The following is a 25,900-nucleotide window of genomic DNA, read 5'->3' on the forward strand; positions in this document are numbered from 1 at the left end:
GATCCCGCGCGGCCGGGAGATCCGGTTTCCCGATCTGGTCGGCTGGATGTGCTCAACGGTAAGTCCTGAATCCCCATGCTCAACATTGCCTTATTTGGTCCACCCGGTGCCGGCAAGGGCACCCAGTCGGAGTTTCTCATCCAGAAGTACAAGCTCTTCTATATCTCAACGGGAGATCTCCTCAGAAAGGAGTTGGCTGCGAAAACGGCACTCGGACTGGAAGCGCAGAACATCATCGCGTCCGGCGGTTTGGTCTCCGATGAGATCATTGTCCAGATCATGGAAAAGACCATTGCGGAGAACTCCCAGGCCCACGGGTTTCTCTTCGACGGTTTTCCCCGTACCTACATTCAGGCCTACATTCTCGAGGGGCTGATGATCAAGCTGAACACCTCGCTGACCTGCCTGATCGACCTGAAGGTTCCCGAGGAAGTATCGGTCAAGCGTCTGCTCAATCGTGGAAAGACTTCGGGCCGGAGCGATGACAACGAGAAGGTGATCCGGAACAGGCTGAAGGAATACAACGAAAAGACTCTGCCCGTGCTCCAGTTCTACCAGGACAAAGGCGTGCACTTCGAGGTCGACGCAACGGCATCGATCGAAAAAGTCAGCGAGCGCGTCGAAGAGATCGTTCAGCATGAGCTCAGCAAGAACCTCCTGAATATCGTACTTTTCGGCTACCCCGGGTCGGGACGCGGATCACAGGGAAGGGCTCTGGCCGAGAAGTACGGTCTGGAGTATGTCGCCACCGGGCCGATGCTGGAGCAGGAGGTGGTCAAGGGGACTCCGCTCGGGCGCAAAATCAAGGACCTCTACGAGAGCGGTCAGTTGGTGACCGACGAAATCGTCGTTCCGTTGATCGAGCAGAAGCTCGAATCCTCGAAGGACGTGAGGGGCTTCATTTTCAAGGGGTTCCCACGCACCCTGGTGCAGTCCTATATCCTCGACGGTCTTCTGAAGAAACGGGGCACCCGGATCTCCCGGGTCATCGAAATCGAGGTCCCCACTCTGGAATTGATCCGGCGGCTGGACGAGCGCAGCAAGACGGACAAGTGCATGCCCTACGACACCAGCACGGCCAAGATCGTGAAGCGATTGCAGGAGCATGAGCAGAAGACCGTTCCCGTGATCAACAAGTACAACCAGTTGCACGGGGTGACCAAGATCGATGGCATGGGCCCCTTCGACGAGATTTTCCAGAAGCTCTCCGCCGAGGTTGAGGACGGATTCAAGGGACACCGGTGACCTGGTGTCCCGTCCGCACCCGGTGAGACCTTCCCGGTTCGACCGTGCGCATCGTTCAGTCCCAGGAAAATCCGATGCTCATCGTGATCGCGTTGTAGGTCCCATCTGTAGGGTTTCCGGCGCTGTAGCTCACGGAGAAGCTCTTATCCGCAAACAGATGATCGCCCGTGCCCAGCAGAAAACAGAGTCCGCGACGATTCTGCTCGCCCCATCTCCGATTCCAGTGACATGGACACCCGGCTCCCGCCTTGGCGTAGAAGCTCGATTCACGGTTGGGGTAGAGACGGGTCACCAACAGGTACTGGGCGAACGCCTCGGACGCGGGGTTGGCGCACGCCTTATGACCGGCTCCTCTCTTCTACGCCGGGTCCCCCATCGGATCCCGATGGGTGGTGGAGGTGGCGGGAGTCGTTCCGAACGAAGTGACAAGACCGGGTCCCGCGAATGCGGGAAACCGGAACACCGCAGGTGAGACCCGCCGGTAGACAGTCTCTCGCAAATCGTTCAGCGATTTGCTGGCGACGCGCACCAATTCCGCATTGCGGAATTGGTGGAGGTGGCGGGAGTCGAACCCGAATCGGGTGTTCATCTCATTTCATCAGAAATCCGTAACATGCGTATAAATGGTATGTTAGGAAATTGTGATGAAGAAGGGAAATGAAGGCAAATGCACCAAAATGAGGCCGTTTTGGCAAACTTTTGGCAAACTTCCGGAATCGAGGATTTCCGTGTGAGCCGGAATTTGTCTGCTCCTCGGCGGTGAAAGGTTGCGTATCCAATTGAACAGTGGTCCCCCACCACCTAAGTGTGGGGATGCCAATCTCTGTGGCCTATGGCCGGAGTCCCGCCCCATACCCCTTTGGGAGCGGTACTCGGAGGCTTTCGCTCTTGATACGATCAATGCTCCAATCCTCGTCAAGAACTGACATGAAGAGGAAGGCGAGATGTGACCACGAATTTGTCTGGAACACTAGGCTCTACTGGACATTCTACCACCGCTCTAGCCTCGATCGTTGCAGACCTGACTGAACACCTCTCAAAATGCAGGCATAGGACTCCGAAATATGGACACTATTCTTGTCATACTCGGCGGTTTAGCGTTGGTGGTTCTAGGTTTCGTCGCCACGCGGAAAGAACAGTCAACTAAGATTCGTCTCTTGGTGATGGCCGGGGGTGTTTGCGTGATCTATGGGTCGTGGCTTAGTGAGCGCGATGCAGAGCTTCAGACATCGAGACTCATTGATCTGAATACGATGAATCTCAGTCTAGCAGAGAGGAATGCAGCACTGACCGAAGGCATAGCGCAAATGTCGGAAAGGAACGTCCAACTTTCGGAAGATATCCGAGGAAATGCAACTGGGGGCAATGCATTCTGTTACTTGACCCCGCTTCAATTTGGTTCGGGAAGTGTTCGATTGCTTCTGCAATTGGGGGAAGGCGAAAGATATCCGATCCCCGATCTCCGTGTTCGAGTTCTCGATAGAAATCGGCAGAATGCGATGAGGATTGAATTGTTCCGAAAGATCAAAGTAGACCGTCGCAACAATCCTGGTCTTCCTAGAGGCTTCAATCTCTTGGATGAAGGAAACGAAGCCTACCGAGATATCTGGAAGGCGATTGACGAGCGATGCTTTGAAGAGGTCTATTCGGGGACGTTGCCTATTAGGGGGCGTCCTCAGATTTTCGATCTCGAGCTGGAATCACCCATCCAGCGATATCACATCGAATTCAACGCTCGGAACGGGTCCTGGTGGCAGGAGCTCGTTTTCGTTCGGCGCGACGAAGACTCCGACGGTTATTTTCCGTGGATTGTTGCCTCCCAGGTAAGCCTCGGTGCGGGAAGGGTCATCGAGGATGTGCCGGACGGCTTTCCTCTAACCGAAGAAGGGGTGGTGGAATGGGACGGAAGGCCGGACAAGCCTCGTGTGACCGATAGCGATAGTCCTTACGTTGTACCGTAGGGATATCCTCTCACGGCGACTTAATACAACAGACGAAATAACCGTTGCCGGATGAAAAGACAGAACAGATCGATACTATCTTCAAGGAGCGGGATAGACCAGATTCTCCAGGAACAGCGATCGCCGTTATCCGGAATGGGAAGCCTCTCTACGAAAAAGGGAGCGGGACCCTTAATCTGGAATGCGGTATTCCCATCAGACCGGATACCGTCTTTCATGTGGCGTCCGTATCCAAGCAGTTTACCGCGATGGCACTTGTTCTCCTGGAGGTAGATGGGAGGCTATCGCTGGAGGATTATGTCCGCATCGCTCTTCCTGAGCTACCGGAATATGGTCACGCGATAACGATTCGAGATCTGCTGCAACACAGCAGATCTGCTTAACCAACAAAATCCCTCCATCTGAGCTGATCTCTCCACCGGCAAAATCGACTTCGATCATGCGGCCATTTACGCTTGAAGACCCGATGCCATTGAGGCATATATTCTTCATCGCGTGTTTGGTTTGTTTATTTGCTACCCGCTGACTGTCAGAGGGTAACCAGACTCGAGATACGCTTTTCGAAAAGTCCGGACTAGGGTTCTTTAGGTGGTGAGGCTGTCCTGAAATGAGGCCCAGGAGATTGGTCAAAGTTAGCTTCTGAGTCACCACCCCCGCCGCCAGAGGGCTTGGTCAGTTTTTCGAGCTGCTTTTTGTCGATCGAATCGGAGGAATCGATGAGAAGCTGGACTTGCTTCGTGAGTGTCTCCTGAGAGGCGGCCAGAGTCTTGATGTAGGCGACCACTTGGGAGAGCTCCTTGTTCTCGTCAACTATGGCCGACTCTCCCTCTGATGGCTGTAGGTATTTACGGGTTGAGTAGAGGGGATCTACCTCGGTCTTGCGCCGCTCCCATTCGTCCACCGCCGCCTCAAGATAGGGAACCATCCATGAGGATGGCGATCGGTTGTCAGCTGCTGCGGCCTTCTTGAGCCGTTCGAAGAGCTCCCCGGGCAGGGTGGCCGTATAACGAGTGCTATTGTCGATCGATGCTGAACGAGGTCTTGTCATGATTTTAGGAGACTAACGCATCTTTTGGATTATTCCACCATTTTCTGCTTGCGTAGTCATCGTTAATCATCACTAATATGCAGCGATGACGAACGCAGAACAAGGAATCATAACAGTGACCATTAGGGTTCCGGAGGGAGTAAAGACTCATTTGGATGCGATGGCTAAGGACCAAGGGAGCAGGTCGTTTTCGTCCCTGGTGCGGCAAATCTTGGAGGAGCGACTAGCAGCGGCCAAAGACAAGGAGACAGAAGCGTGAACCTCCATCGCACCGAGAACGGCCTGGAGGTCCACCACGGCGGTATCCCTAATGACCGCGAGATTGTGTCTTTGCACGAACTTGCCACTGCCCTCAACAGTGTGGCCAAGGCATCCCGGCAGATGGTCGCTTTCGCCGAAATGCTTTTCTGGCGTCTGCCCGCGAAGGATCGCACTGAAATCCTCGGTGTTTCCTCGAGGACAGAGCGAAGGATTCGTCGGGATCGAGTGGTCCGGGATGTGTTGGAAGGGAGGGCCGATGACAGGGTTCCCTTCTTTCACCGTTTGGGGACCTGGCATCCGCCCTACCTTCTGCACCCGCCGGTAGAAGCAGGGAACCTCAGTCGTTTCAGAAAAAAATGAAAACGAATTTCAGAATAAGAAAATATTAATCATGACCCTCGCAATCATCGCCCTTAGCGCCACTTCAGGCGCCGTTATCATCGTGGTCGCGGCACTGATCCTACAGCGGTGGAACAAAGTGCGATGGCTGCGTAAACATCAGAAATGCATGGAGATGGAACTCCGAGCGAAAGCGGTTTCAGGAAATAATGTGCTCCCGCGGAAAGTCTGAGCTCAGGCAATACCTGGTGACGACTCCTTAACTGCAACCGCTCGACACAGATGTGAAAACTGCGACATCCCGACCTTGAGCAGTCAACTCCGTCACCCTTTCGCCCGACATGCCTGGCAGAATCTTCAGAAAAAAGATCAAACCCAAAGAAGAAAGAAGAACTATGAAAATAAGTAATACTAACTCGGGCGGCTTTAAGCCTTGCCCCGATTATTCAGGGTCCGCGGTTTGTGTGGACGTCACACCTCCTCAGACGGTGCATAGCCAGTATGGAGACAGAAAGGTCTTCAAGGTGGTCTTTGAGGTCGATGAGGCACGCGAGGACGGCAAACGGTTCGCTGTATGGAGTGCGCCCTTCACACCGAATCTCGGTGAGAAGGCAAACTTTCGGAAATTTACCAGAAGTTGGTTTGGCCGCGACCTGACCGCACAGGAACTCGATGAGTTCGAGACCGAGGATCTGATCGGAAAACCAGCCCACCTGGTGGTCTCGCAGCAGGAAGCGGAGAACGGCAACACCTACTCGAACATCGTCGTCATCAAGCCGGACAAGAGCACCTCGCCATTGAAGCCCAGCGGCGACTTCGTCCGCAAGAAGGACCGCGAAGACAAGCCGACCGAGGGCAGCGGGTCTCGCTACTCGCGGGTCGAGCAGCCTGAAGGCGCCAGCCGCGAAGACTGGATGAAGACTAAGGTCCATGTCGGAAAACATGAAGGCGTGGAACTCGGTGAGCTCGATGAGGATGCCGTGATCACCCTGATCGAAAATTGGCTGCCCGGGTTCAGGGGCACGAAGAAACCGCGGGCTGCTGACAAACGCTTGGCCGCGGCCCTGGTCGAGGCCGAGAAGGCTCTGAATACGACCGCAGAGGAAGAAGAGGAGAGCCCCTACTGATGAGCACCATATCTGCACCTGTCATCCGAGTTCGACTGCGCGGAGTTACTCGCCCGGTTGAGAGACCCATCGGCGTTGTCGGTGTGTCGGTTCTCAAGGAGAACGACCTCCACGTGGTTTCGGCCAAGCACCTAGGGTGCGGCGCCAAGACGTGTAGTGGAGCCGACTTCGCTGGGCTGTTCGAAGAGGACCGCCAAGCGGCGATCGAATACTTGGAGAACGACATCCGCATGACCTACGACTGTGCCGTGCGCATGGGCGTGGTCTTCAAGCAGGATCTGGTCGCCGCCTACTGATGCCAACTCTCAAGGAAAGATTGGCCGCCAAGTCAGCTACCAAACAAAAGGGGATCCGGATTACTCGGTCGGACCCCTCGGAGGCTCCGGCGAACCGCCCCGAGCGGCCGGAGCCCAGGGAACTCGGGAGGACACACGGCGAAGACATTCCTTTCGATCAGCAACCAACCGAGGAACCGGCGGCGAGCTGGCACGAAGTGCGGACAGCCCTGGACACGACGGATCTGGGGATCTGGATCGACCAGGAACACGCGTGGATCGCAGTGGAGAGCCGCAACGGCCAACCAGGACTGATCCTGATCTGCCGCCTGCCCCTGCTGAACAACCGCAAAGAAAACGAACCCTACTAGAAATCACGCAGCTGCAGACCCCGCTCATCCTGCCGCCCCGAGGCGAACCTTTCCAGCGTCAGGCTGACGGTTCTCTGCTCTGCTGGAACTGGGAAGACACAGAAGAACAGGAATATGAAACTTGATCCACACCAACAGGCCGCCGTCGACCTGATGCAGGGAGGCGAGAACGTCTTCGTGTCAGGCATGGCGGGGACCGGCAAGAGCGCGGTCACAGTGGCCTACCTAGGCCAATCGTTTCAAGCAGTGGCGGTGTGTGCGACCACTGGTATCGCGGCCTTGAACCTGCAGCAACAGTTCACCGAGCGGGCTGGATTCCCGGTGGCCGTTCATACCATCTATCGATGGTCCGGCATCCAACTGGGCCCGAAGCCAGGGCAGCCGTTCCAGCAATACTACGATTACCTGATCCACACCATGACCCGCAGTCGCCTGGCTGCCTTCAGGCGCATCGAATTGGCCGAATGCGTGGTCATTGATGAGATCAGCATGTTGCCGGGTCGGATATTCAGGTTTTTGGATTTCCTCTTCCGGATGCAGCGTGGGGTCAATGAGCCATTCGGCGGCTGCCAGATCATCGCGGTCGGTGACTTCCTGCAGCTGCCGCCAGTGGCAAAGGATGGCAAATATGATTGGGCGTTTCAGACCGAGCTATGGCAGGCCATGGGGTTCCAGAATATCTACCTCACAAGAATTCATCGTCAGGATGAGCCAGCCTTCATCAATACCCTCAACGATTTCAGGGAGGGCAGGATTCGCGGCGAGACCGCCGAGATAATGATGAAGCGAATCGCCCGGTTTCCCGACCGCAAGATTCTGCGGCTCTTCACTCACAATGTTCAGGTCGATAAATGGAACGCTTACCAGCTGGGCGAAATCGATGCGCCCGAGCATGTGTTCGAAGCCACACTGACCGGCAACGAATTCGAGCAGAAGTATCTCAGAAAATGCCTGGTCACTCCGACGCGCCTGGTCGTCAAGATCGGGGCTCGAGTGATGGTGACAACCAACCTGTCCCAGGAGGGCCAGCTGGTGGCCGTCAATGGCCAGTGCGGCACGGTCAACTCGGTCAGGGAAACCTGGATCGGTGTTGAGCTGGATGGAGGCAAACAACTGGCAATCGAGAGATATACCTGGCAGGCCGACGCCCAAAACGACGATAGCGCCAAGTTCACCCAATACCCGCTGCGGCCAGCGTATGCGCTGACCATCCACAAGTCGCAGGGCCTGACGCTGGACAGCGCTCTGATCGACATAAGGGCGGCACGTGAACCAGGACAAGCCTACGTGGCGGTGAGCCGTTTGCGGCGCTTGGAGGGTCTTCATCTCAAAAGCTATTTCAAGGGGATTTTTGTAAGCCAAGATGCCATCAACTTCTATCGCAACATCGCCAATGACCCTGCGCGAAATCCTACAGGCCCAGAGCCAGCAAAACAGTCGACCAACAGACCCGTTCTGCGGGCAGGTTAGCCTGTTTGACAGCGCGTTTGACTCCGAGCCTTCGGACTCCCCAAGGCTCGGGACGCTGCTGGACATGATTCAGGACGGCGAGTGGGCAGATGAAGTCAACCGAGTGCGGCAGGTGCTGGCCCGTGGCAACCGCAAGGCATATGATGACGCCAAACGCCAACTGCCGGCCTTCTGCATGTCGGCCTTGGTATCGACCCGGGACAAGGCCGTGCCAGTCGCTGATCGCATTCAACAACACAGCGGAATCCTGCAGGCTGACTTTGATCGAAAAGACAACGGGCAACTGCAGGATCTAGTCGAAATAGCCCAACTGCTCCAGGATGATTCACACGTCGTTTTTGGCTTTATCTCCCCATCAGGCGAGGGCATTAAGTGCGGAGTTCGCATCGACGGTAGCCGCCACCTTGAGAGCTTCCAGGCGGCCGAGGCATACTTCCTGAAGAACTATGCCCTGCAGATTGACCGCTCTACCAAGGATCCGGTCAGACTCTGCTTCGTCTCGCACGATGCCAATCTCTGGCGAAATCCAGAGGCTGAGATTTTGCCGATTCCGAACAAGTCCAAGGTCCGCAATGTTGAGACGTGGCATCCTCCGCTCGAGAACACGGCTGAAGACATCCGCGAAATGCTTGGATTCATCCCAAATCGGCCGGACTACGATACCTGGTTACGAATTGCCTCAGCCGTCTGGTCCGCATTGCCGTTGGAACAGGGCACCAGGTTGTTGATCGAATGGAGTCCGGAAGAAAAGGTGGGCGAATATGCCAAGAAATGGCCCCATCGGCTGACCGAGGTTCACGTCGGCACCCTGGCCTGGTATGCCTCACAGCACGGCTTTGATGCCAGAGCGGCCGCCAGGCGCAAGCGCTGGGCCGGTCGGATCAGATTTGCGGCTGACAATCGGAATGGCGGTGAAACCGAAGACCTCGGAATCGAGCCACAAGAGGTCGCGGCCGTGGAAGTATCACGCGAGATCGTATGGGATTGCCTCGAGCGGATGCAGCGAGGCGATGCCGAACTGTGGGCGATCACCATGCGTGGGCACCTTGTGTATGATCACTATGCAGAATGCTGGCGTCGATATAAGGATGGGCTCTGGGAACGTGACGACCTGCATCAGGTGCGAATCGATTATATAGATACTCTCACGAGAGCATATAGAGGGCTCAAGGATTCTATTATAGATGATATTGCCCGCACACCGGCACCTGATGGCGAAAAGGACGCCCGATTCAAGCAGCTGGCTAAGGCTGATTCACGGATAGCCAGGCTATCCATGGCAGGCTATGCCAACGGCGGTCTGGACTTGTCCCAGAGCCTGCCGGGTATGGCTGTCCGAGCCACGGCGTTTGACAAAGCGCCGTACCTGCTGGCGCTCAAGAACGGTGTCATTGACTTTGAGAAAGGCGAAAAGCGCGAATTTCGGCCTAAAGACATGCTAACCGTCAGGTCGCCGATTGCCTATGATCCGGATGCCACCTGCCCGGAGTTCGACGCATTCCTCGAGTTCTTCCTGGACGGCAACCAGGACGTGATCTCCTTCCTCTGGCGGGCCATCGGCTACAGCCTCACCGGTTGGGTCGACAAAGACGTCCTGTTCTTCTGCTACGGCAAAGGCGCCAACGGGAAGAGCACCTTCAATAACGTGCTTCGCATGCTCCTGGGCGAACTGATGACCGTCATCGATGTCGGCACGCTGCTTGATAAACGCTCCGACGCCAATCTCGACTACAAGAAATCCATGCTCGAGGGCAGGCGGGCAGTTGTGACCGATGAGATTCCCGAAAACAAGCGACTCAACGAATCCATGGTCAAAACCCTGATCGGTGGCGAAGAGATTGTGGCCAGAAGGCCGTATGAGCGACCCTACACGTTCGAGCCCACGCACAAGGTCTGGATGGTCGGCAACCACAAGCCAACGATCACAGGGACCGATCTGGGCATCTGGAGGCGCATTCTGCTGATTCCCTTCCTGGTCACGATTTCCGAAGAGAAACGCCGAGCTCGACATGAGGTTCTGGCTGAGTTCAGAGCTGAGCTGGCAGGCATCCTCAATCGGGCGCTTAAAGGATTTGAGGAGATGCGCAAGATGAACGGACTGAAACCGCCCAAGGAGGTTCTGGAGGCAACGGCCCAATACCGGCAGGACTCAGATCAGTTGGCTTCTTTTCTGGAAGAACGAACCCAGAAGGATTCGGCGAATGAGATCAAAGCGACCGCTCTTCTCAAAGCCTACCTGGCATGGTGCGAGGACAACGGTGAGCTCCCTCTTTATCGGTCATCAAAGAAGCTCGTAAATCATCTGCGAGAACGAGGATTTCATATCGAAATCGGACATGCGCGTTCACGAGTCATCGTTGGGATTCGACTCACTCCAACTGCACCCTTGGGTGAACATGGTGAAGAACAAACCGGAACTTTCGCAGAATTCAATAATGAGGGTTGAGGCAAATATGAGGCCAAAAGTGGTGAACTTGGTGAACGTTGAAGAAGGTTTCCGTATACTTTCGAATATGAATAGGTTTTTATTTATAGTACAAGGAGAGAAGGTACCGGAAAACCGGGTCAATGTTCACCAAGTTCACCAAATGGGGATTCGGAGGGAAGATGCCGCGTTTGACGCTCGATGAGCTCAGAAAAGGCAAAGTCAGCGATGCAACCCGCCAACTCAATCCGGGACTATTCGGTGCTGGTGCTATGGGTCGATTGGGTGCCAAAGATTACGGCAAATCGAAGGGAACACTGGAGCGTAAAGCACCGCCGAAACGCAGCCGCAAGAGTCGCGCTGCAGGAGGCCCTCAATACTACATCACAGGTCACTGCACACCTGGGATCACGAATGGATGACGACAACCTCGCTCATGCGTGCAAACCACTCAGAGACGCCATTGCCGACAACCTCGGCATCGACGACGGAGACCGCCGCCTGCGCTGGAAATACGGCCATGTCGAAACCCGCGAAGAAAAAGGCACCGCAATGCGAATCCAAAGGCCCCAATGACCTGGCCTGAAGAAAACTCTCCCAGCCTGCAGCCGATCGGCCCTTGCTGGTGCCTGGTGGTCGCTGCTGCTGATTGCCGTGGTCACTGGGATGGCTTTGGGGGATATCCTAAAGAGCGACGAAATTGAAAACGGGCCGTCAGATACCACTATCGGCATTGGCGACCTTCTATGATCGGACCCCAATCGCGTGCCTACTTAGCTGAATCGGGTGTCACGGTTCAGACAAACCTCAGTGTTTCTGGGTTCCCCCGCTATTGGGCAAGAGAAAGGTAGGATGGTTATTACATAGCCCGTGAAGGTCGTCCCCCCGGAGCCCCCCCCTTGTTACCTATTTATCCATAAGTAACCGAAAAAGGTTAAATCGCTGGTAGTGTCGGAGTTAGTCAGCCGACCGGACCAAGCGGACCGGGGGCGTGAGGGGTTGAGACTCCGGCAGCTCAACCGGCACGGGTGCATTGACGCCGAAGTCGGAGTGGTGATCCTGATGGAGACGTGAAGTACATGTCTGCGCTAATGATAACGCATTATCAATAAGGCGCGGTGGCGTGATGTCCTGGGATGAAAGGACCGGAGTTGATACCGGGCGGAAGCGGATGTCGGACCAAGGACTCAGTGTGTCCTTGGAGAACCCAAACGGGTCAGGCGAGGTATCGGGAAGGTGCACGTCGAAACCTAGCAGAGTAAGGGCCGACTACCCGTGACTGGACAGAGTCCAGAGGGACAATGAATCCCAAGGAAATCCCCTTACGGTTGTTCTCTCATGCGCCTGCATGGTGCGGACGCACGTTGAACAACTGAAAAGGAATAAGATATGACTCAACCACAAGTTGATGTACCCGCTCTGATCTCTGATGTGATGAGCTTTGAGGAAATGCAGGTGATCCTGCGACTCGCAGCACTCAAGGAAGAGAAGGGCGAGGAATTCAAAGCAGCAAGGGAAGCGTTCATCGCTGCCTTGCCCGTCGCGACCAGTGAGCAGGTCAAGGCTCTGGTGGCGCTGGCTCGCGTGGAGGCCGAGTATCCTGAAGGCATCAAGCCCAATCAGGATCTTCGGCTCACGAGCGAACAGCAGGACCAGATCAACGCGGCCAAAGAGGAACGGGCCGACGAGTTGACCGCGAAGAAGGCCGAGATCCTCGATGAACTCAAAGGAGATGGATCGAGGTTTGTGAGCTTCAAAGTTCGGGCCACGGCCAAACAGACCACGAAGACTTTGCGCTTTGTGAAGAAGCACGGATCAACCGGAGGGGGAAGCGGGCTTGTTGACCAGCTCCGCCGTGAGCTTGCGTAGCGTGAGCAAGTGCCTGTCACGAATCGTGGCGGGCACCACTCACCCTATGTGAACCAACCGAAAGGAGAAGAAGATATGGCCAAGACACAACCAGGCTACATGCCGTGGTATGACTTCAAGTCGTCCACGCCACGCCGTCCGAAGATGCGTTCGGATGCCTACAGGAACGAAAAGCGACCTCGCCGACGTTCGTGCGAGTTCTCGCTCACGCTTATCTGTGACAAGATCACTTCGAGCAAACGCAAGGGATCGATCCGGCTGGTGGAGGTGTTTCCCGAACTGACGGGCAAGCTACTGACTTTCACAAACCGCGAAGCCGTGGCGATGGATCCGGCCGTTGCGCAATGGTTGGAGACCAATTGGTCGGGTACCCTCAGTGGTGCGCAATCCGGGTTCTGAGGAAACCGAAAAGGACAATTTTCATGGGTCACGCCGTCAATGGCGTGGCCTTTCTTGTAACCAGAAACAACGAAAGGTGAGGTCATGATTGATAGAAACAGGCAGGGGTTGGACAGCCTCCGGGCAACCTGCTCCGAGCTGGTGGGGGAGGTGCGTCGAGCACGTGGAGATCCCGTTACTCAGGCGGAATTCGACCGACTCAAATTGATCCGGGATGAAAGGACGCTGAAGGGTCCGACTCACGGTACGCTCAAGGAACCGGGCCGACCGGGAGTGATAAGTTCGGCCGAGATCATCCAAGCTGCTCAGCAAGCGATGGAGCGCATGCGTCTGGCCCGAGAGTTGGAGGGATGAACATCGAGATACGGCGTTACAAGCGGACTCGGTTTTGGGCCGTCTACGTCTCAAACGAACTGCTTGCGGTCGTCGTCTACAAACGCGGAGCCGAGTCGATCGTTAAGGCGATCTCGGTCGGCGACAACTGAGGGCCCCCCAAAGACCTGACCGAGACCTGATCCGACCGTGGGCGAGGTCAGCAATCCCGCAAACGTCCTGATGATGGTGGCGCGGGGTAAGCCTCACCCTTGAGGCAGTCATCAGGGCACAGAACGAAAGGCAGAAGATGGGTCTTATCTACAAGGCACGTGGTCACCAAGTTGGTGGCCTGAACTCTGAGATCGCTTATGAGGATCTTGGATCATTCAAGTCGGAGGTCGTCGTGACGGGTCGCCGCAAGAAACCGAGATTCCGGGTCAACATGATCTTCACTGATCGAGCGACAGGACTTCGGGGCGTTGGAAGGAACAGAACCTGTGCCTTCCATGCCTGCATGGCAGAGGTGGCCCGTTTCCGTTACTCACAGTGGAAACGGTCCCCGAAACCCTCGCCGATCGTGGACATGAGTGTCCTTCGCGCGGCTTGATGTCATGAGCGAGACACAACAAGACCAACTGAGTCGGGCTGTGGATTCGATCAGGATCATTGACTTGAGCATTCCGTCGCCGGGTCACCGGGTCAAAGACGCGAACGTAGGTGCGGAGGTCGATCGGATGAAGCATGCATCGTCGGGCACGGCCTCGGTGACGAAACCTCTCTACTCCCGAGATCAGGCATCAGCCTTCTTCGGGGAGATCAACCAGGTTCGGAACTCCATCCGCAGGTGGTATACGATGAACACCAGCCAGTGGGGCAGGCACAGGGCGATGAATGTCTCCGGCGGAAGGCTTGAGAGGTTCCGTGAGCAGTTCGTCGCGTGGAAGCAGACGCTGCGAAGTGCCGTCACCCGATTGGGAGACACATCCCAGGACGGGGAGCCCTTCACCTACACGGTTGAGACTCGGGACCGGGAGGAAACCATCACAGCGTTCACCCCATGGGAACTGATGGCGCGAGTGGCCCCCTATGCTCTGGGTGATTGGTATGACGCCGATCAGTACCCCACCTGGGAGGAATTCCTCAGGCTCTACGAAATGGATGACTTCGAGGTAATCTCGGTGAATCCGGATGACCTGCCGGTTTCAATCTCCCAAGAGGAAAGGGATCGGCTGCGGGAGGAAGCGCAGAGCCGGTTGTACCAGCGGATGCAGGAGAGTTCCCTCTCATTGGCGAACCAACTCCTGTCATTGGTGGCCAACATGGCGACCGTGCTCTCCAGGGAGAATCCACGAATCTTTGAGACGCTCACGACGAACATCGCCGAACTGTGCGATAACGCCGGCGCTCTCAACGTGGCCAATGACCCGGCCATCAACGAGGTCATCGAAAGAGCCCGCGGCCTCACCGCCTACCGGGCGCGCGATCTGCGGGCGTCAGCTGAACTGAGGCAGTTTGCCTCTCACGATGCCCGTGAGGTCGCTGACACCATCCAGAACGTGGCAGCCCGTCTCAGGGGAGGGGGAACCCGAATCCTGGATCTTGATAGCACCGAAGACACTGAAGAATCACGGCAGCGGTCAGCATAAAACAAAAGGATAGTATGTCACACTGGTCAGATATCAGAACTGAGTTTGTCTCTCTCAAGACGATTGAGGCGGCGCTCAAGGAATTGGGAAACGGGAGGACTTGCCTCCTGCTTGATGAGAAGATTGCTCTCGGATATGGCGGTAATCGTAAGGAATGCGACTGCGTCATCCGTGGTGGGATCCACTACGACGTTGCGGTAAATGTCAGCAAGGAGGACGGGAAGATCAGTCTGACGACTGACTTCTACACCTACAAGAACGGCGGCCCGAAGGAGGACAACACGCGGCCGGTTGGTGAAGTCCTGGGCGGGGAGTTCTCGAAGTTGAAGGCCTATTACGCCGCCCACAAGTCGTACGCAGAGGCGCGACGGCGCGGAATCCGAGCCTCCATGCATCGGGTCAATGGTGGTAGCCACGAGATGAGGGCACGAAACGGCAGGTGGCAGGCAGTTAATGCCTCCATTTGGACGAGAGTGAAGAACCGACTTCCGTTCCGGGAGACAAAACAGGAGAACGCGTCGCGCCTTTGGGTGCAGTGCGAAGTTTGATCATGAAGACGATCATCATCGAGTGTGACCTGGAGACAGGGGCGACAAAGATCGAAGCCCATGGTTTTCAGGGTAAGCAGTGTGAAGTAGCCACGCGCCCGTTCGAGGAGGTCCTTGGCATGGTCGACAAGCGGGTGGCCAAACGCGAAGTGGTAAAGAGGGAACAGCCGCAGTTCATCCGGGCGCGTGAATGAGAAGCCCCATGCAGCTGATAATTCACTGCGATTTGGCCACGGGGGATGTGCGGTTTCTGCACGATGATACACTCGCTCAGATCGTACCGGGCGAGATGAGGACGACCCGAGCCTCCAATATCGTATTCAACCACGATAGGCAGAAGTGGGAGGTCCACCTGTCATCGGGAGAGGTGGTCTATTCGTCGGCGAGCAACCGAGAGTGCTACGGCTGGGAACGCAGGCACTTCAACAGACCACCGGGAAAGTGACAGAAGCTGAATGTTTATGCGCCCAAATGGGGAATGATGGAAGTCAACGAGAGCAAAAGGGCTCAATGAAAGAACAACTGAAAAATTGGATCCGGGCAGGTTACGCTTGCCTTGATGTCCTCACCTATGAGGAAAACAGGGTTCAGGCTGCTATCGCGGATGCAGTATTTGAACTGAAGAATGAATACGCGGTCTTCACTTGGTCTGTAACCAAGGGACTGATGCGTTTGCCTCGGCCGGAGAGCGATGAGTATTGGGATCCCGAACTGCAGGACGAGTTTGGGGTCCTCGAAGCAATCGAACAGCTCAACCCGTTCTCGGTCATCATGCTTAAGGACTATCACATGTTCATCGAGCCGACCAACGCTGTGCATGTGAGGCAGATCAAGGATCTGCTTGAGCACTGCCGCGGCCAGCAGAAAACGGTGATCCTTTTGGGGTGTCGCAAGATCATCCCGCCCGAGCTGGAAAGGGAGATCACGATTGTCGACTTCCCGCTCCCGACCGAGGCGGACTTCGATGTCATTATCAACCGACTGATCGAGCAGAATCCGAAGCTTGAGCGTCCTCAGGATGAGGATCTGATCCACACCTACGACTCCCTGAAAGGGCAGACAACATTGCAGGTCGAGAATTCGATCAGTATCTCAGCCGTCCAGGGCAAGGCGTTTGCTCCGGTAGTCCTGGCCGAGGAGAAGAGTCAGAATATCCGGCAGTCCGGGCTGTTGGAGGTTGTCCCGATCACGGTGACAAGGGATGACATCGGAGGGCTGGAGAACTACATCGACCATTGCGATCAGGTTCGTGGCCTTCGCCGACCCGAGGTGCAGGCGCGGTACCCCAACCTCAGATCAAGAGGGGTGATCCTTACCGGTCCCCCGGGAACAGGGAAGTCGCTCGGTGCCTTGGTTACCGCGAGCATCCTGAAACTGCCGCTCTACCGGCTGGATGTATCCAAGCTCAAAGGCGGGATCGTCGGCGAATCGGAGACGAACATGAGGAATGTCCTCAAGCTCCTGCAGGCGAATGCACCCTGTGTCTGTCAGATGGACGAGATAGAGAAAATGCTGGCAGGGGTGGAGTCGTCGGGAAGGACCGACGGTGGCACGACTTCAGGAATGTTCGGGCAGTTGCTCACCGAAATGGAATCCGGGCTCGATGGAGTCTACTTCATCGGCACATGCAACGACATGACTGTCCTCAAGCCGGAACTGCTCCGCAGATTTGATGAATTCTTCTTCGTGGACTTCCCGAACGAAAAGGAAAGGGAGATCATTTGGAGAATCCACCTGGGCAAGCAAGGGCTCAATGTGGATGAGTTTGATATCGAGACCCTGTCTGCGGTCAGTGACGGCTACACAGGGGCGGAGATCGAGAAGAGCGTGAAGAAAGGGATCCAGTTCGTGGCGTGGAAGGATGAAGATCCGACCACTGGCTCCATGGTGGAGGCTGTGGGGCGCACGACACCGATTTCCACCACAATGAAGGAAGAGATGAATCGCCTACGTCAGTGGTGTTCGGGTCGTACCCAGACCGCTGGTCGGGCGAGTAACATCACGCAGCAAGTAGCACCCAAGAACATGAGAACAATCGATGTCTGAGTTCAGGATTCAGGATCTGAGTCCTCGTGTATCGTTCTCCGCACGCGAGGTACTAACGGGCCTCATCAGGCTTCATTTGGCCGAAGCCTTTCTGAAGCAGAAGAAGAGAACGAAGGGAACGGCATCATTTGTCGCGATCAGAGATCAGACCCTTGTGATCGTCATTTTTGCCACTGATCACGATGGGATGTTCGGCGCCTCTTTCTCTGACCCCCGGTTTCGGGCGATAGCCGAACATCGATCAGGGTCGGAACTGAACAGGATTATTGCGCCGTACATGAAGATGATCGGGTTCAAGCCGGCCAAGGAAATCAAGACGGACCAGCAAAGATGGTCAGAATATGTAAAGAACAGATTAGGAGGAAGGAATTGATATGAATAGCAAAGATACTCCGGAGATATTCTCCACATTGAAGAAACTGTCTGACGACAAGAAGCAGCTGATAAACAACTACGTTCGTGAAACGCACGGCCGACCGAACGTAGCGATTTGGGCTGTGAAGAGTAACGCAGAAGAGCAAGAGGAGCTGAATAGTCAGATCAATGCTGCATTGGAGAGCGGCGATTGGTCTCACTTCAGTGTCGGGAAGACCGAAGGACCACAAACACCTACGGTTAAGGACAACGAGCCCCAGTCTGACCGAAAGGTTGAAAAGGCCGATTCAAGTCCTTCCAGACCTCCCAGTGAAAGCGAGGTGTTCGAATCGGTCACACCTGGTTTCGGAGATCGAGTCAGGCAACTCATCGATGCGGAGATCGATCGGCGGGTAGCTGATGTTCGTGTCCGAGTAAGGTCAGAGGTAATCGCTGAACTCAGGTTGTGCGGATGAATCGCCTCAAGGGATCTCTTGCAATTGACCTGATGACGAACGCCCAGCGTGGGGCAATTCTAATAAAAGTACATATATGTGGATACAATTCAACGACTGCTTCTTTAGCATTGTAGAAGACAGCTACAAGAAAACCAATCTGCTCGTAAGAGCACGTCGGCGTGGTCACCTTGAGTTGATTGTGGGGCCAGATGTTCATATCGAGCATACCCCGAATCGCGATTATCTCTACCGGTGCTCCCTGCCCAAAGAAAAAGTGGCAATGATTCTTCACGATCGTATAGCCACTATCGACTATCCGAACTTTAAGGATTCGGTGAGGTCCAGACCGCTGGAAGAACCCTATTGGAACGTCTATTCAGCGCTGATGGAAGCCGATGATAGAAGGTCTACCACGTGAGGATTGCGATATCTTCCTGACGTCGAGCGGAGAGATTAGGGCTCCAACCGGCAGAAGGCGAATGGAAGACCGAGGGTTCGATAGCGCGGACCGAGGATTCCTTTTTATGATCGGAGGGCGGACACCAGTTTCGCTATCGATGGAGTCGGGGCACCTGGGGGACATCCGAAGGCGGATTAACAGTGGTCGTTTTGCGATTGAACCTAGGTGCTTTCAGGCAATTGCCGAAGTGCTCGATCAAACCGATACGGATCGGGCTCCCTTGATGCCGGCGGGTGATCTGGCACTCATTGGTGAAGTTGAGAGTGGAAGCAGCCTGACTTGCACGACCTCACAGTTCGGCTTCATAGCAGGCCGGAGTTACAGAGTTGTTCTGAAGGAATATGTCTTTGTGAAGACTTTTGTGCGCAGGCGGGTGCATTGGGAAGAGGGACGAGGAAATCACGTGGTTCGGCATATGTGCTCTTTGCGAGGCGTGGATAGGAAGCTCGTGTTTGAGAACGGCAAGCAGTTCCTTGGCCACCCGGAAGACGACAACCTTGACCATATCGCTGACACCAGGATCTGGGATGTATTCCAGAGGCCGGAAATCCAGACGATTGCCGAGACACACACTGATGAGTTCCAACAAAACCTCAGTGTTCTCACTGCGATTGAGGAGATGGGTGGATTCACCTACCTCTCCGGTCAACGGGACTACATCGCCCGGATGGGAATCAAGGACTACGGATATGCCGTGGGGGAGACAGGCGTGGGCAAGACGCTCATCGCCATCTCCATGATCACCCTGAAGGGAGCTGACCGGACCCTGATCGTCGCACCGCAAGGCACCATCAGGGGAGACGAGCACACCACCAGTCAATGGTTGTCAGAGTTGCGAAGATTCGCTCCGTTCCTCCGAGTCTTCGAGCTGTTTAGGAAGGAGGACTACGAAAGGATCATACGACAAAATGGCGGCGGGCTACCAGCGGGTGTCTACCTCACCTACTACGAGGCCATGTTCCAGAACGAGGCCGTTGAGAATATCCCAACCGATTGTTACGGGTTTCCAAAATGGAGCGATGCAGTCTTGTTTGCTAAGGCGAAGGTCCCTGGTTCCGGATCGGGTGGCGGGTACGAGTTTATCGCGGGAGTGGGGGAACGAGTCAGTGGGATTCGATGCGTTGCCCGGCCCTCGTTGGCGACATTGATAGGAGATTCCTTCGACATGATCTGTCTGGATGAGGCTCAGTATTGCAAGAACTCCTCATCTAATCGGACGAGGGCTTTCGTTCAGTTGGAGGCGCGTTACCGGTTTGCTTTCTCGGCAACCCCCATTCCCAACACGGTCCGTGATCTCTTCCCTGTCATGGGCTGGTTATGTGTGCCGAAGTGGTGGAGGGGAGGGTGCGCTAATGCGGCGTGGCCCTATCGACTGGAGGATGAGAGCCGGTTTGCCGCGCAATTCACCTCGATGGAACGCGACTATACCCGTGAGCAGCTGAATCGACGGGCCAACGCACGATGGCGGGGGAGGTGCGAACGGTCGTCACCAGTCATTGCTTCTCCGGTTCGCCTTCTGAGACTGCTTCAGCCGACGATGGCATTCATCGCCAAGCAGGACTGTTCGCCGGTCTACGTGCCGCCGATCATTCGGGATATCCGAGTTAAGATGGGTAAGGGGCAACGGCGGCTCTACGGCTACTTCATGGACCCCGGGAATATCCGCAGGCTTGATGGTAGGCGGTATCGCGACCAGCGCATAGCAGCTGGGATACAAGCCAACAGGCTGCGGGCGGTCTGCACCGACCCTGCGAATGTCGATGCTGAACACGGTGGTCCGGTTGTGCGGTCGAGTTTCAACCCGAAACTGATCGCCGTCCTTGAGCTTGTGCAATCGACGTTGGCGAAAGGTCAGCAGGTGGTGATCGTAAACTCCCGAATCGGTATCACCCACGAGGTCGCGCGCAGGCTTGAAGAATGTGGTGTCCCATATTCCAGAATCGACTCCACGAAATCGGAAAAGGCTAGGGAGGCGGCACAGTTCAAGGCGGGGGCGGCGAGGGTCATGCTAATGGGCATCAATTGTGCCTCGGGCTATTCGTTCGACCAGTGCAGCACGCTCGTCATTTCGTCCATCGAATACACCCCGGGTTCATTCACCCAGGCAATCGGTCGTGTAGACCGGGTGACCAGCCGTGGGTCCCAGATCTACTGTGTCCTCTGCGACCACACCATCGAGTCGATGATGTTCGACACGGTCGCCATGAAGGATGACGCAGCCAGAATTTGCCTGCATGGGGAGCGAATTCCGAGGAGCTTCATACCGGTGGACATGGAGGAAGTCCTTGCCGACGCGATCACGTCCTGGAGTGACGTTGGCGAGTCTCCGTTTGAAGATGAGTGTGAGGAGCAATGGCCCCGGCTCAGGGATGCCATCAGACGATCTGTAATCCACAGAAGATCGGAGTATGAGAACAAGGCTCAGGAAGAATAGAGGAGGCACCTATTCGGTAATTGTCAGAGACGCCAACGGTCGCGAGAGGTCGATCGGGACAGGTGCCACTAACAGGGAAGATGCGGTCCGAATCGCCAGTGATTCAGGGGTTGAGACTATCCAGATGGCGGGGGAAGCTGGCCTACTGAGGGATCGGGCGATTTCGATCCTCATGGCCAACAAGAAGCTCAGCTGTGAGGACGCGGTGGTGGAATACCTGAAGTCAATGCGACTTCGGGGAAGGTCGCCCGCCACAGTAGAGCATACGAAGGTTATGCTCAACCAATGGGTGAGGGTCTGTGGGACTAGCGAGACCATGATCGGGGCGGTCACCGAAGAGGACATCGATCGGTTCATCAACGCTGAGGATGAGACCGTTCTGGCTACCCGGAAGTCCAGACTCAGCGCACTTCGTGGCATGTTTGAATGGGCACTTGAGCATGGCCTCCGGATTGGGAATCCAGCCGGGAAGAAACGGGTGGCCATCGACATGAGAAGGCTGTCACATGCTCAGAAGGAGCCTAGGGTGCGTCAGCCTATCAGCCCGGAGGAGTTCGCGAGGATTACAGGGGTAGCCGAAGGTTTCTGGGCCTATGCCGCTCAATTCTCCTATTGGACCGGGATGAGGATGGTCGACGTCTGCACTTTGGAATGGGACCAGTTTACCGAGACTGAGATCATCGTCTGGACGAGGAAGAGCGGGGCAAGGGTGGCCCTTCCCATGAACGATCCTCTGATTGGAGGGGGAATCCTCTTCGATCTGCTCGGAAAGATCCCGATTCTTAGCCCAAAGTTTGTCTTTCCAGTCGAACGGGTTGTTGCGATTGATCCGTCAGCCCGGCCGCAGCTGTCGGTGCAGTTTGGACGCCTCCTGAAGCAGGCGGATGTTTCAGGGAAGTGCTTCCATTGCTTCCGGCACTCTTTCGCAACTCGCCTCAGCCTGGCGGGAGTGGATCTGTCCTCTGTCGCTCGCCTCATCGGACATCGGAGCGAAGAGACCACGAAGGTCTACACTGTCGGAAGAGACCTATAAGTGGGGTGTGTTCAAGTTCGATAGCGAACTCAGCAGCCCTTGGTTTGACAAGCACCTTGAGTCGGTTGTGGAAGCAGGTATGGTTTGGTTTCGAAATGACTTTATGGCCGAACAGGAAGCGGTGGAACGTGATCGAGAATGCAGTTTTGATCCGCAGTTGCTTCGCAAACGCCAGAAGCGTTTCGAGTGGTTCGACGAAAAGATTATCGCGATGTGAAACCTACACGCAGAAATGCAGCGGCTCTTGCTGAGACGTGGAGACCAAGAACCACGCCCCTCCCTCAAACCCACTTGGGAATAGTCCAATCTTATACCCCTGACTTGAAAATGCCAAAAAAAAAGGGTCGCCGAAAACCCTCACGTTCCCGCACCTCAGGAACCCCAAAGTACATAGAGCGTAAGCGCCTAATTCGTGAACAGCGCGAGCGTCGTAATCTGGCCTTGGGCTTGAGTGCTGCAACAATGGCAGTTACTGGCGTCTTTGGATATGTCAGGCACCGCGCTCTTGAGAATGATGGCTATTTCCAAATTTCCTCAGGATCCCTTCTCTGCGTCGGTCTACTCGCGGCAGGTGCCGCCTGGAGTTTGTTCGATTGGTTGAGGCACAGGTAGTCTGAATAAGCGATGATGCTCCATCGATATGAACCGCTTTCAATACCACACCCACGAGCATCAGAGTCGGGGGATGGTTTGTTGGCATGTGGCGAATTCTCGCTTTCACCTGGGTGGGAAGACACCGCTTTACATACATTTCTGGTGCTTAGGGGGGCCGGCCGGACTATCCCTCATACTTGCGGCCATTTACTCTTGATAACCCGACGCCCTTGAGGCACATTCTCTTCATTGCGTGGTTGGTTTGTTTATTTGCTACCCACTGACTATCAGCGGTTAATCAAGCACGCGATACTTTTTTACGAAATATCCGGGCTAAGGGCCTGTCGGACTTAGGAAACGTGCACCCAAGATAGGCTGTTGAAGGCATGCTGCGTTGCGTATTCGACAGATTCTGCGCCGTCGTCTGCAAATACAGGATTCTAGCTCAGACAATCGCTAAGTCCGCCAGACTCCTAATCCATTCCTCTTATGTCAGAAGCTGTCGCCAAGAACATGTCATTTCTCGACCGTTACCTGACGGTCTGGATTTTCGCAGCCATGGGACTCGGGGTTCTCCTGGGCCAGTTCGTGATCACCGACCCAGCGGCGTTTTTCGCTCCGCTCACAGTGGGCACGACCAACCAGCCCATCGCCATCGGCCTGATCCTCATGATGTATCCTCCACTGGCGAAGGTGAAATATTCGCAGTTGCCGAAGGTCTTTGCCGACACCCGAATCCTTGGTTTGTCGTTGGTGCAGAACTGGATTGTCGGCCCGGTGCTCATGTTCCTGCTGGCTGTGATTTTCCTGCGCGATCGGCCGGACTATATGGTGGGGCTCATTCTGGTCGGGATCGCCCGTTGTATCGCAATGGTGCTCGTGTGGAACGAACTTGCCAAAGGCAGCCGCGAATACGCCGCCGGTTTGGTCGCCCTCAATAGCATAGCGCAGATCCTCTTTTACAGCGTGTTCGCGTGGGTCTTCATCACTGTGTTGCCGCCGTATTTCGGTCTCGAAGGCCGTGTCGTCGAGATAGCGATGAAGGACATATTCTGGAGCGTGATGATCTATCTGGGCATTCCTTTTGCCGCCGGTGTGTTGAGCCGCGTGATCCTCGTGCCGCTTAAGGGTGAAGAGTGGTATGATCAGGAGTTTATCCCGCGTATCTCGCCGATCACACTGACGGCATTGCTCTTCACCATCGTGGTGATGTTTACCTTCAAGGGTGAGGCCATCGTGGACCTACCGCTCGACGTGCTGCGCATCGCTATTCCATTGACGCTTTACTTCGTTCTGATGTTCTTCGTCAGCTTCTTCATGGCCAAGAAACTCGGAGCCGACTACCCGCGCGCGACAACCCTGGCCTTTACTTCTTCGGGCAATAATTTCGAGTTGGCGATTGCGGTGGCCATCGCGGTCTTCGGTCTCAACTCGGCTGTGGCTTTCGCGACCGTGGTTGGACCGCTTATCGAAGTGCCGGTTTTGATCGGCTTGGTGCATGTAGCTCTACGGTTTCGTCGGAAGTTCGACCCAGTCCCCTGATACTTGATCATGTCGAGACCTTCCATTCTCATTCTGTGCACTGGAAACTCCTGCCGCAGTCAAATGGCTGAAGGTTTGCTGCGAGCCGCAGCGGGCGACATCGTTGATGTACATAGTGCAGGGGTTAAGCCTTCTGGCGGAGTGCATCCACGTGCAATCGCGGCGATGGCCGAAATAGGCATCGAAATTTCAGGGCAGACCTCGAAGCATTTGGATCAGTTCCTCAAACAGCGGATTACCACGGTCATCACCGTTTGCGGAAATGAAGACGATACCTGCCCTACATTTCCAGGGAAAGTGAACCGTCATCATTGGGGCTTTTCAGACCCGAGTCATCATGTGGGCTTAGAGAACGAAATCACAGCCGAGTTTCGCAAAGTGCGAGACGAGATGAAACGTATCTTCGACGCCTATGCAGTCGGATTGCGAGAGGGCGCCGCATTCGCCACCACCAAGCCCCCTGTCGTCGATGGTTGAACCGGCACCGGATTGAGATGAGATCCAATGGATTGAAGATTGGCCGCGAATTTCCAATGCTGGGCGATCCTACCTTCTGCTGCGCCCATTCAGTCAGAGCTTTTCTACTAAGGCATCAAGCCCCACTCTACGGTGCGACCTTGAGTTTCAGCAGTTGCCGGATCCGCAGTCTATTCAGAGGTTGCTCTGACCGCGGCGGCGACGTTGCCGAGGCAACAGGATCCCTGGGGATTGCGGATCTCGCAGGCGCAGTTGCCGGCCTTGATTTCCGCCTTGATGCGACCTGGAATTGTTGTGTTGCCGTTCGCACCAATTTCATCCCGCAACATGCCTTCGGTGAATCCAAAGCAGTAGCATAGCGGCCGTTCGGGTCCCGATGTTTTCTGGGTGATTAATTGGCGGAGCTCGCGAGTTTCGAACCGTCGGCCAATGGCAGAGAAGTAGGCGACTTCACATTCCGGGGATGGGCAGAAGTAGTAGGCCTTATCTGCTGAGACACTTTCAATGAAAAACGGCCTGAGTTGGTGCTTGAGCAAGCGAGGGGTGACTGATTTCCCTTTTGCCTTACACGAGGGGCATTCAGCTTTCTGTGATCCTTTCGTCTCGGTTTCTGAATTCTGCCAGCAATCTTTCATGGATGGTTTTCTGGAGCGTTGTCGGGAGGAAAGCCTGTGGCCCTGATAGCAGAGCGAAGACGGGGGAGGTCTGTCACCGCAGGATCAAACAGTATGACGGCCTCCTTGTCCGCGTAGGTGACTTCTGCCGCCAATACTCCATCTTCTCTGCGGAGCGTTGACGCTATCATGGTTGCGCAGGCCGCGCAGTCCATTGAAGGGATGGAAAACCTGATTGAATCGGATTCTGCTCCTTTTCTTGAATGCATCATCGATTGGCTATCGGAAGCTGTGATGGCCACTCTCTCTGCAAACCAGGGGTAGGCTGCGAGTCCGACGGTGAGGAGGGTGGCGATTGAGAGTAGGGTCACCGTAGTTCGCTTGGGTGGAGCTTTTGTGGAGCACGATTCGCCTGCCGCGCAACTGCTCCTGGATCGCAGAATCAGTACCCACGAGGCTCCGAGAAGACCAAAGGTAAGGGCGAGAAGCAACGGCCGGTAGGCTGCAAACCAGGATGCCGCCGCGAATCCTCCTAAGCCAACGGCAAGCATGACGACCGGTCCGATGCAGCAGAGGGAGGCCGCAAAGG

At 55.4% G+C, this 25,900-nt stretch carries 29 protein-coding genes; 24 read left to right on the top strand and 5 right to left on the bottom strand.

Annotated elements, in window-relative coordinates:
• Window positions 1-75: 75 nt before the first annotated feature.
• On the top strand, window positions 76-1,245 hold the full coding sequence (locus tag R3F07_03895; protein MEZ5275506.1) for an adenylate kinase: 1,170 nt from the start codon (window positions 76-78) through the stop codon (window positions 1,243-1,245).
• A 55-nt stretch (window positions 1,246-1,300) separates the two neighbouring features.
• Here the strand turns inward: R3F07_03895 and R3F07_03900 are convergent, their stop codons facing one another.
• Both R3F07_03900 and R3F07_03905 read right to left on the bottom strand, forming a co-directional pair.
• Complete coding sequence (locus R3F07_03900) at window positions 1,301-1,537, bottom strand: hypothetical protein (GenBank protein MEZ5275507.1); 237 nt, start codon at window positions 1,535-1,537, stop codon at window positions 1,301-1,303.
• Window positions 1,538-1,603: 66 nt separating this feature from the next.
• Entirely contained in the window at window positions 1,604-1,834 is a 231-nt protein-coding gene (locus tag R3F07_03905; GenBank protein MEZ5275508.1) for a hypothetical protein, read from the bottom strand.
• A 475-nt stretch (window positions 1,835-2,309) separates the two neighbouring features.
• Here R3F07_03905 and R3F07_03910 point away from each other — a divergent pair, with 475 nt between their 5' ends.
• Window positions 2,310-3,206 carry a hypothetical protein gene (locus tag R3F07_03910; GenBank protein ID MEZ5275509.1) on the top strand — a complete coding sequence of 299 codons (897 nt, stop codon included), beginning with the start codon at window positions 2,310-2,312 and terminating at the stop codon, window positions 3,204-3,206.
• A 574-nt stretch (window positions 3,207-3,780) separates the two neighbouring features.
• On the opposite strand, the gene R3F07_03915 is transcribed toward R3F07_03910, so the two are convergent.
• Window positions 3,781-4,254, bottom strand: coding sequence for a hypothetical protein (locus R3F07_03915; GenBank protein ID MEZ5275510.1), 474 nt, complete (start codon window positions 4,252-4,254; stop codon window positions 3,781-3,783).
• A gap of 147 nt (window positions 4,255-4,401) precedes the next feature.
• Window positions 4,402-4,794 (bottom strand): hypothetical protein, encoded by a 393-nt coding sequence (locus R3F07_03920; protein ID MEZ5275511.1) that lies wholly within the window; start codon window positions 4,792-4,794, stop codon window positions 4,402-4,404.
• Between the two features lie 401 nt (window positions 4,795-5,195).
• On the opposite strand from R3F07_03920, the gene R3F07_03925 reads away from it, so the two are divergent.
• From R3F07_03925 to R3F07_04030, 22 genes are all read left to right on the top strand, one after another.
• Complete coding sequence (locus R3F07_03925; GenBank protein MEZ5275512.1) at window positions 5,196-5,981, top strand: hypothetical protein; 786 nt, start codon at window positions 5,196-5,198, stop codon at window positions 5,979-5,981.
• Window positions 5,981-6,277: a hypothetical protein gene (locus tag R3F07_03930; protein MEZ5275513.1), complete on the top strand. Its 297-nt coding sequence runs from the start codon at window positions 5,981-5,983 to the stop codon at window positions 6,275-6,277. Before R3F07_03925 ends, R3F07_03930 begins: the two co-directional genes overlap by 1 nt.
• Window positions 6,277-6,627 (top strand): hypothetical protein, encoded by a 351-nt coding sequence (locus tag R3F07_03935; GenBank protein MEZ5275514.1) that lies wholly within the window; start codon window positions 6,277-6,279, stop codon window positions 6,625-6,627. Before R3F07_03930 ends, R3F07_03935 begins: the two co-directional genes overlap by 1 nt.
• A gap of 114 nt (window positions 6,628-6,741) precedes the next feature.
• A complete protein-coding gene (locus tag R3F07_03940; protein MEZ5275515.1) occupies window positions 6,742-8,097 on the top strand; it encodes a DEAD/DEAH box helicase in 1,356 nt (451 codons plus the stop codon).
• Window positions 8,021-10,543, top strand: a complete 2,523-nt coding sequence (locus R3F07_03945) for a phage/plasmid primase, P4 family (GenBank protein MEZ5275516.1) — start codon at window positions 8,021-8,023, stop codon at window positions 10,541-10,543. The genes R3F07_03940 and R3F07_03945 overlap by 77 nt, the downstream gene beginning before the upstream one ends.
• A gap of 122 nt (window positions 10,544-10,665) precedes the next feature.
• A complete protein-coding gene (locus R3F07_03950) occupies window positions 10,666-10,944 on the top strand; it encodes a hypothetical protein (protein MEZ5275517.1) in 279 nt (92 codons plus the stop codon).
• Window positions 10,937-11,098, top strand: coding sequence for a hypothetical protein (locus tag R3F07_03955; protein ID MEZ5275518.1), 162 nt, complete (start codon window positions 10,937-10,939; stop codon window positions 11,096-11,098). The genes R3F07_03950 and R3F07_03955 overlap by 8 nt, the downstream gene beginning before the upstream one ends.
• An 813-nt stretch (window positions 11,099-11,911) precedes the next feature.
• Entirely contained in the window at window positions 11,912-12,391 is a 480-nt protein-coding gene (locus R3F07_03960; GenBank protein MEZ5275519.1) for a hypothetical protein, read from the top strand.
• Between the two features lie 75 nt (window positions 12,392-12,466).
• Window positions 12,467-12,790 (top strand): hypothetical protein, encoded by a 324-nt coding sequence (locus R3F07_03965; protein ID MEZ5275520.1) that lies wholly within the window; start codon window positions 12,467-12,469, stop codon window positions 12,788-12,790.
• 350 nt (window positions 12,791-13,140) lie between these two features.
• Entirely contained in the window at window positions 13,141-13,275 is a 135-nt protein-coding gene (locus tag R3F07_03970; GenBank protein MEZ5275521.1) for a hypothetical protein, read from the top strand.
• 477 nt (window positions 13,276-13,752) lie between these two features.
• Window positions 13,753-14,751, top strand: a complete 999-nt coding sequence (locus R3F07_03975; protein MEZ5275522.1) for a hypothetical protein — start codon at window positions 13,753-13,755, stop codon at window positions 14,749-14,751.
• Between the two features lie 14 nt (window positions 14,752-14,765).
• Window positions 14,766-15,299, top strand: a complete 534-nt coding sequence (locus R3F07_03980) for a hypothetical protein (GenBank protein ID MEZ5275523.1) — start codon at window positions 14,766-14,768, stop codon at window positions 15,297-15,299.
• A 2-nt stretch (window positions 15,300-15,301) separates the two neighbouring features.
• Entirely contained in the window at window positions 15,302-15,493 is a 192-nt protein-coding gene (locus R3F07_03985; GenBank protein MEZ5275524.1) for a DUF2997 domain-containing protein, read from the top strand.
• Between the two features lie 202 nt (window positions 15,494-15,695).
• Window positions 15,696-17,345 carry an AAA family ATPase gene (locus tag R3F07_03990; protein MEZ5275525.1) on the top strand — a complete coding sequence of 550 codons (1,650 nt, stop codon included), beginning with the start codon at window positions 15,696-15,698 and terminating at the stop codon, window positions 17,343-17,345.
• Complete coding sequence (locus R3F07_03995) at window positions 17,338-17,718, top strand: hypothetical protein (GenBank protein MEZ5275526.1); 381 nt, start codon at window positions 17,338-17,340, stop codon at window positions 17,716-17,718. The genes R3F07_03990 and R3F07_03995 overlap by 8 nt, the downstream gene beginning before the upstream one ends.
• A gap of 1 nt (window position 17,719) precedes the next feature.
• Complete coding sequence (locus R3F07_04000) at window positions 17,720-18,175, top strand: hypothetical protein (protein ID MEZ5275527.1); 456 nt, start codon at window positions 17,720-17,722, stop codon at window positions 18,173-18,175.
• A 76-nt stretch (window positions 18,176-18,251) separates the two neighbouring features.
• A complete protein-coding gene (locus R3F07_04005; GenBank protein MEZ5275528.1) occupies window positions 18,252-18,575 on the top strand; it encodes a hypothetical protein in 324 nt (107 codons plus the stop codon).
• Between the two features lie 475 nt (window positions 18,576-19,050).
• Complete coding sequence (locus tag R3F07_04010; protein ID MEZ5275529.1) at window positions 19,051-21,051, top strand: SNF2-related protein; 2,001 nt, start codon at window positions 19,051-19,053, stop codon at window positions 21,049-21,051.
• On the top strand, window positions 21,026-22,084 hold the full coding sequence (locus R3F07_04015; protein MEZ5275530.1) for a tyrosine-type recombinase/integrase: 1,059 nt from the start codon (window positions 21,026-21,028) through the stop codon (window positions 22,082-22,084). The genes R3F07_04010 and R3F07_04015 overlap by 26 nt, the downstream gene beginning before the upstream one ends.
• Window positions 22,085-22,091: 7 nt before the next feature.
• Complete coding sequence (locus R3F07_04020; protein MEZ5275531.1) at window positions 22,092-22,301, top strand: hypothetical protein; 210 nt, start codon at window positions 22,092-22,094, stop codon at window positions 22,299-22,301.
• Between the two features lie 866 nt (window positions 22,302-23,167).
• Window positions 23,168-24,220 (top strand): ACR3 family arsenite efflux transporter, encoded by a 1,053-nt coding sequence (arsB, locus tag R3F07_04025; protein ID MEZ5275532.1) that lies wholly within the window; start codon window positions 23,168-23,170, stop codon window positions 24,218-24,220.
• 9 nt (window positions 24,221-24,229) lie between these two features.
• Entirely contained in the window at window positions 24,230-24,697 is a 468-nt protein-coding gene (locus R3F07_04030) for an arsenate reductase ArsC (protein MEZ5275533.1), read from the top strand.
• Between the two features lie 170 nt (window positions 24,698-24,867).
• Here the strand turns inward: R3F07_04030 and R3F07_04035 are convergent, their stop codons facing one another.
• Window positions 24,868-25,332 carry a hypothetical protein gene (locus R3F07_04035; protein MEZ5275534.1) on the bottom strand — a complete coding sequence of 155 codons (465 nt, stop codon included), beginning with the start codon at window positions 25,330-25,332 and terminating at the stop codon, window positions 24,868-24,870.
• Window positions 25,333-25,900 lie beyond the last annotated feature (568 nt).

It is taken from the genome of Opitutaceae bacterium, assembly GCA_041395105.1.
GTDB lineage: Bacteria > Verrucomicrobiota > Verrucomicrobiia > Opitutales > Opitutaceae > B12-G4.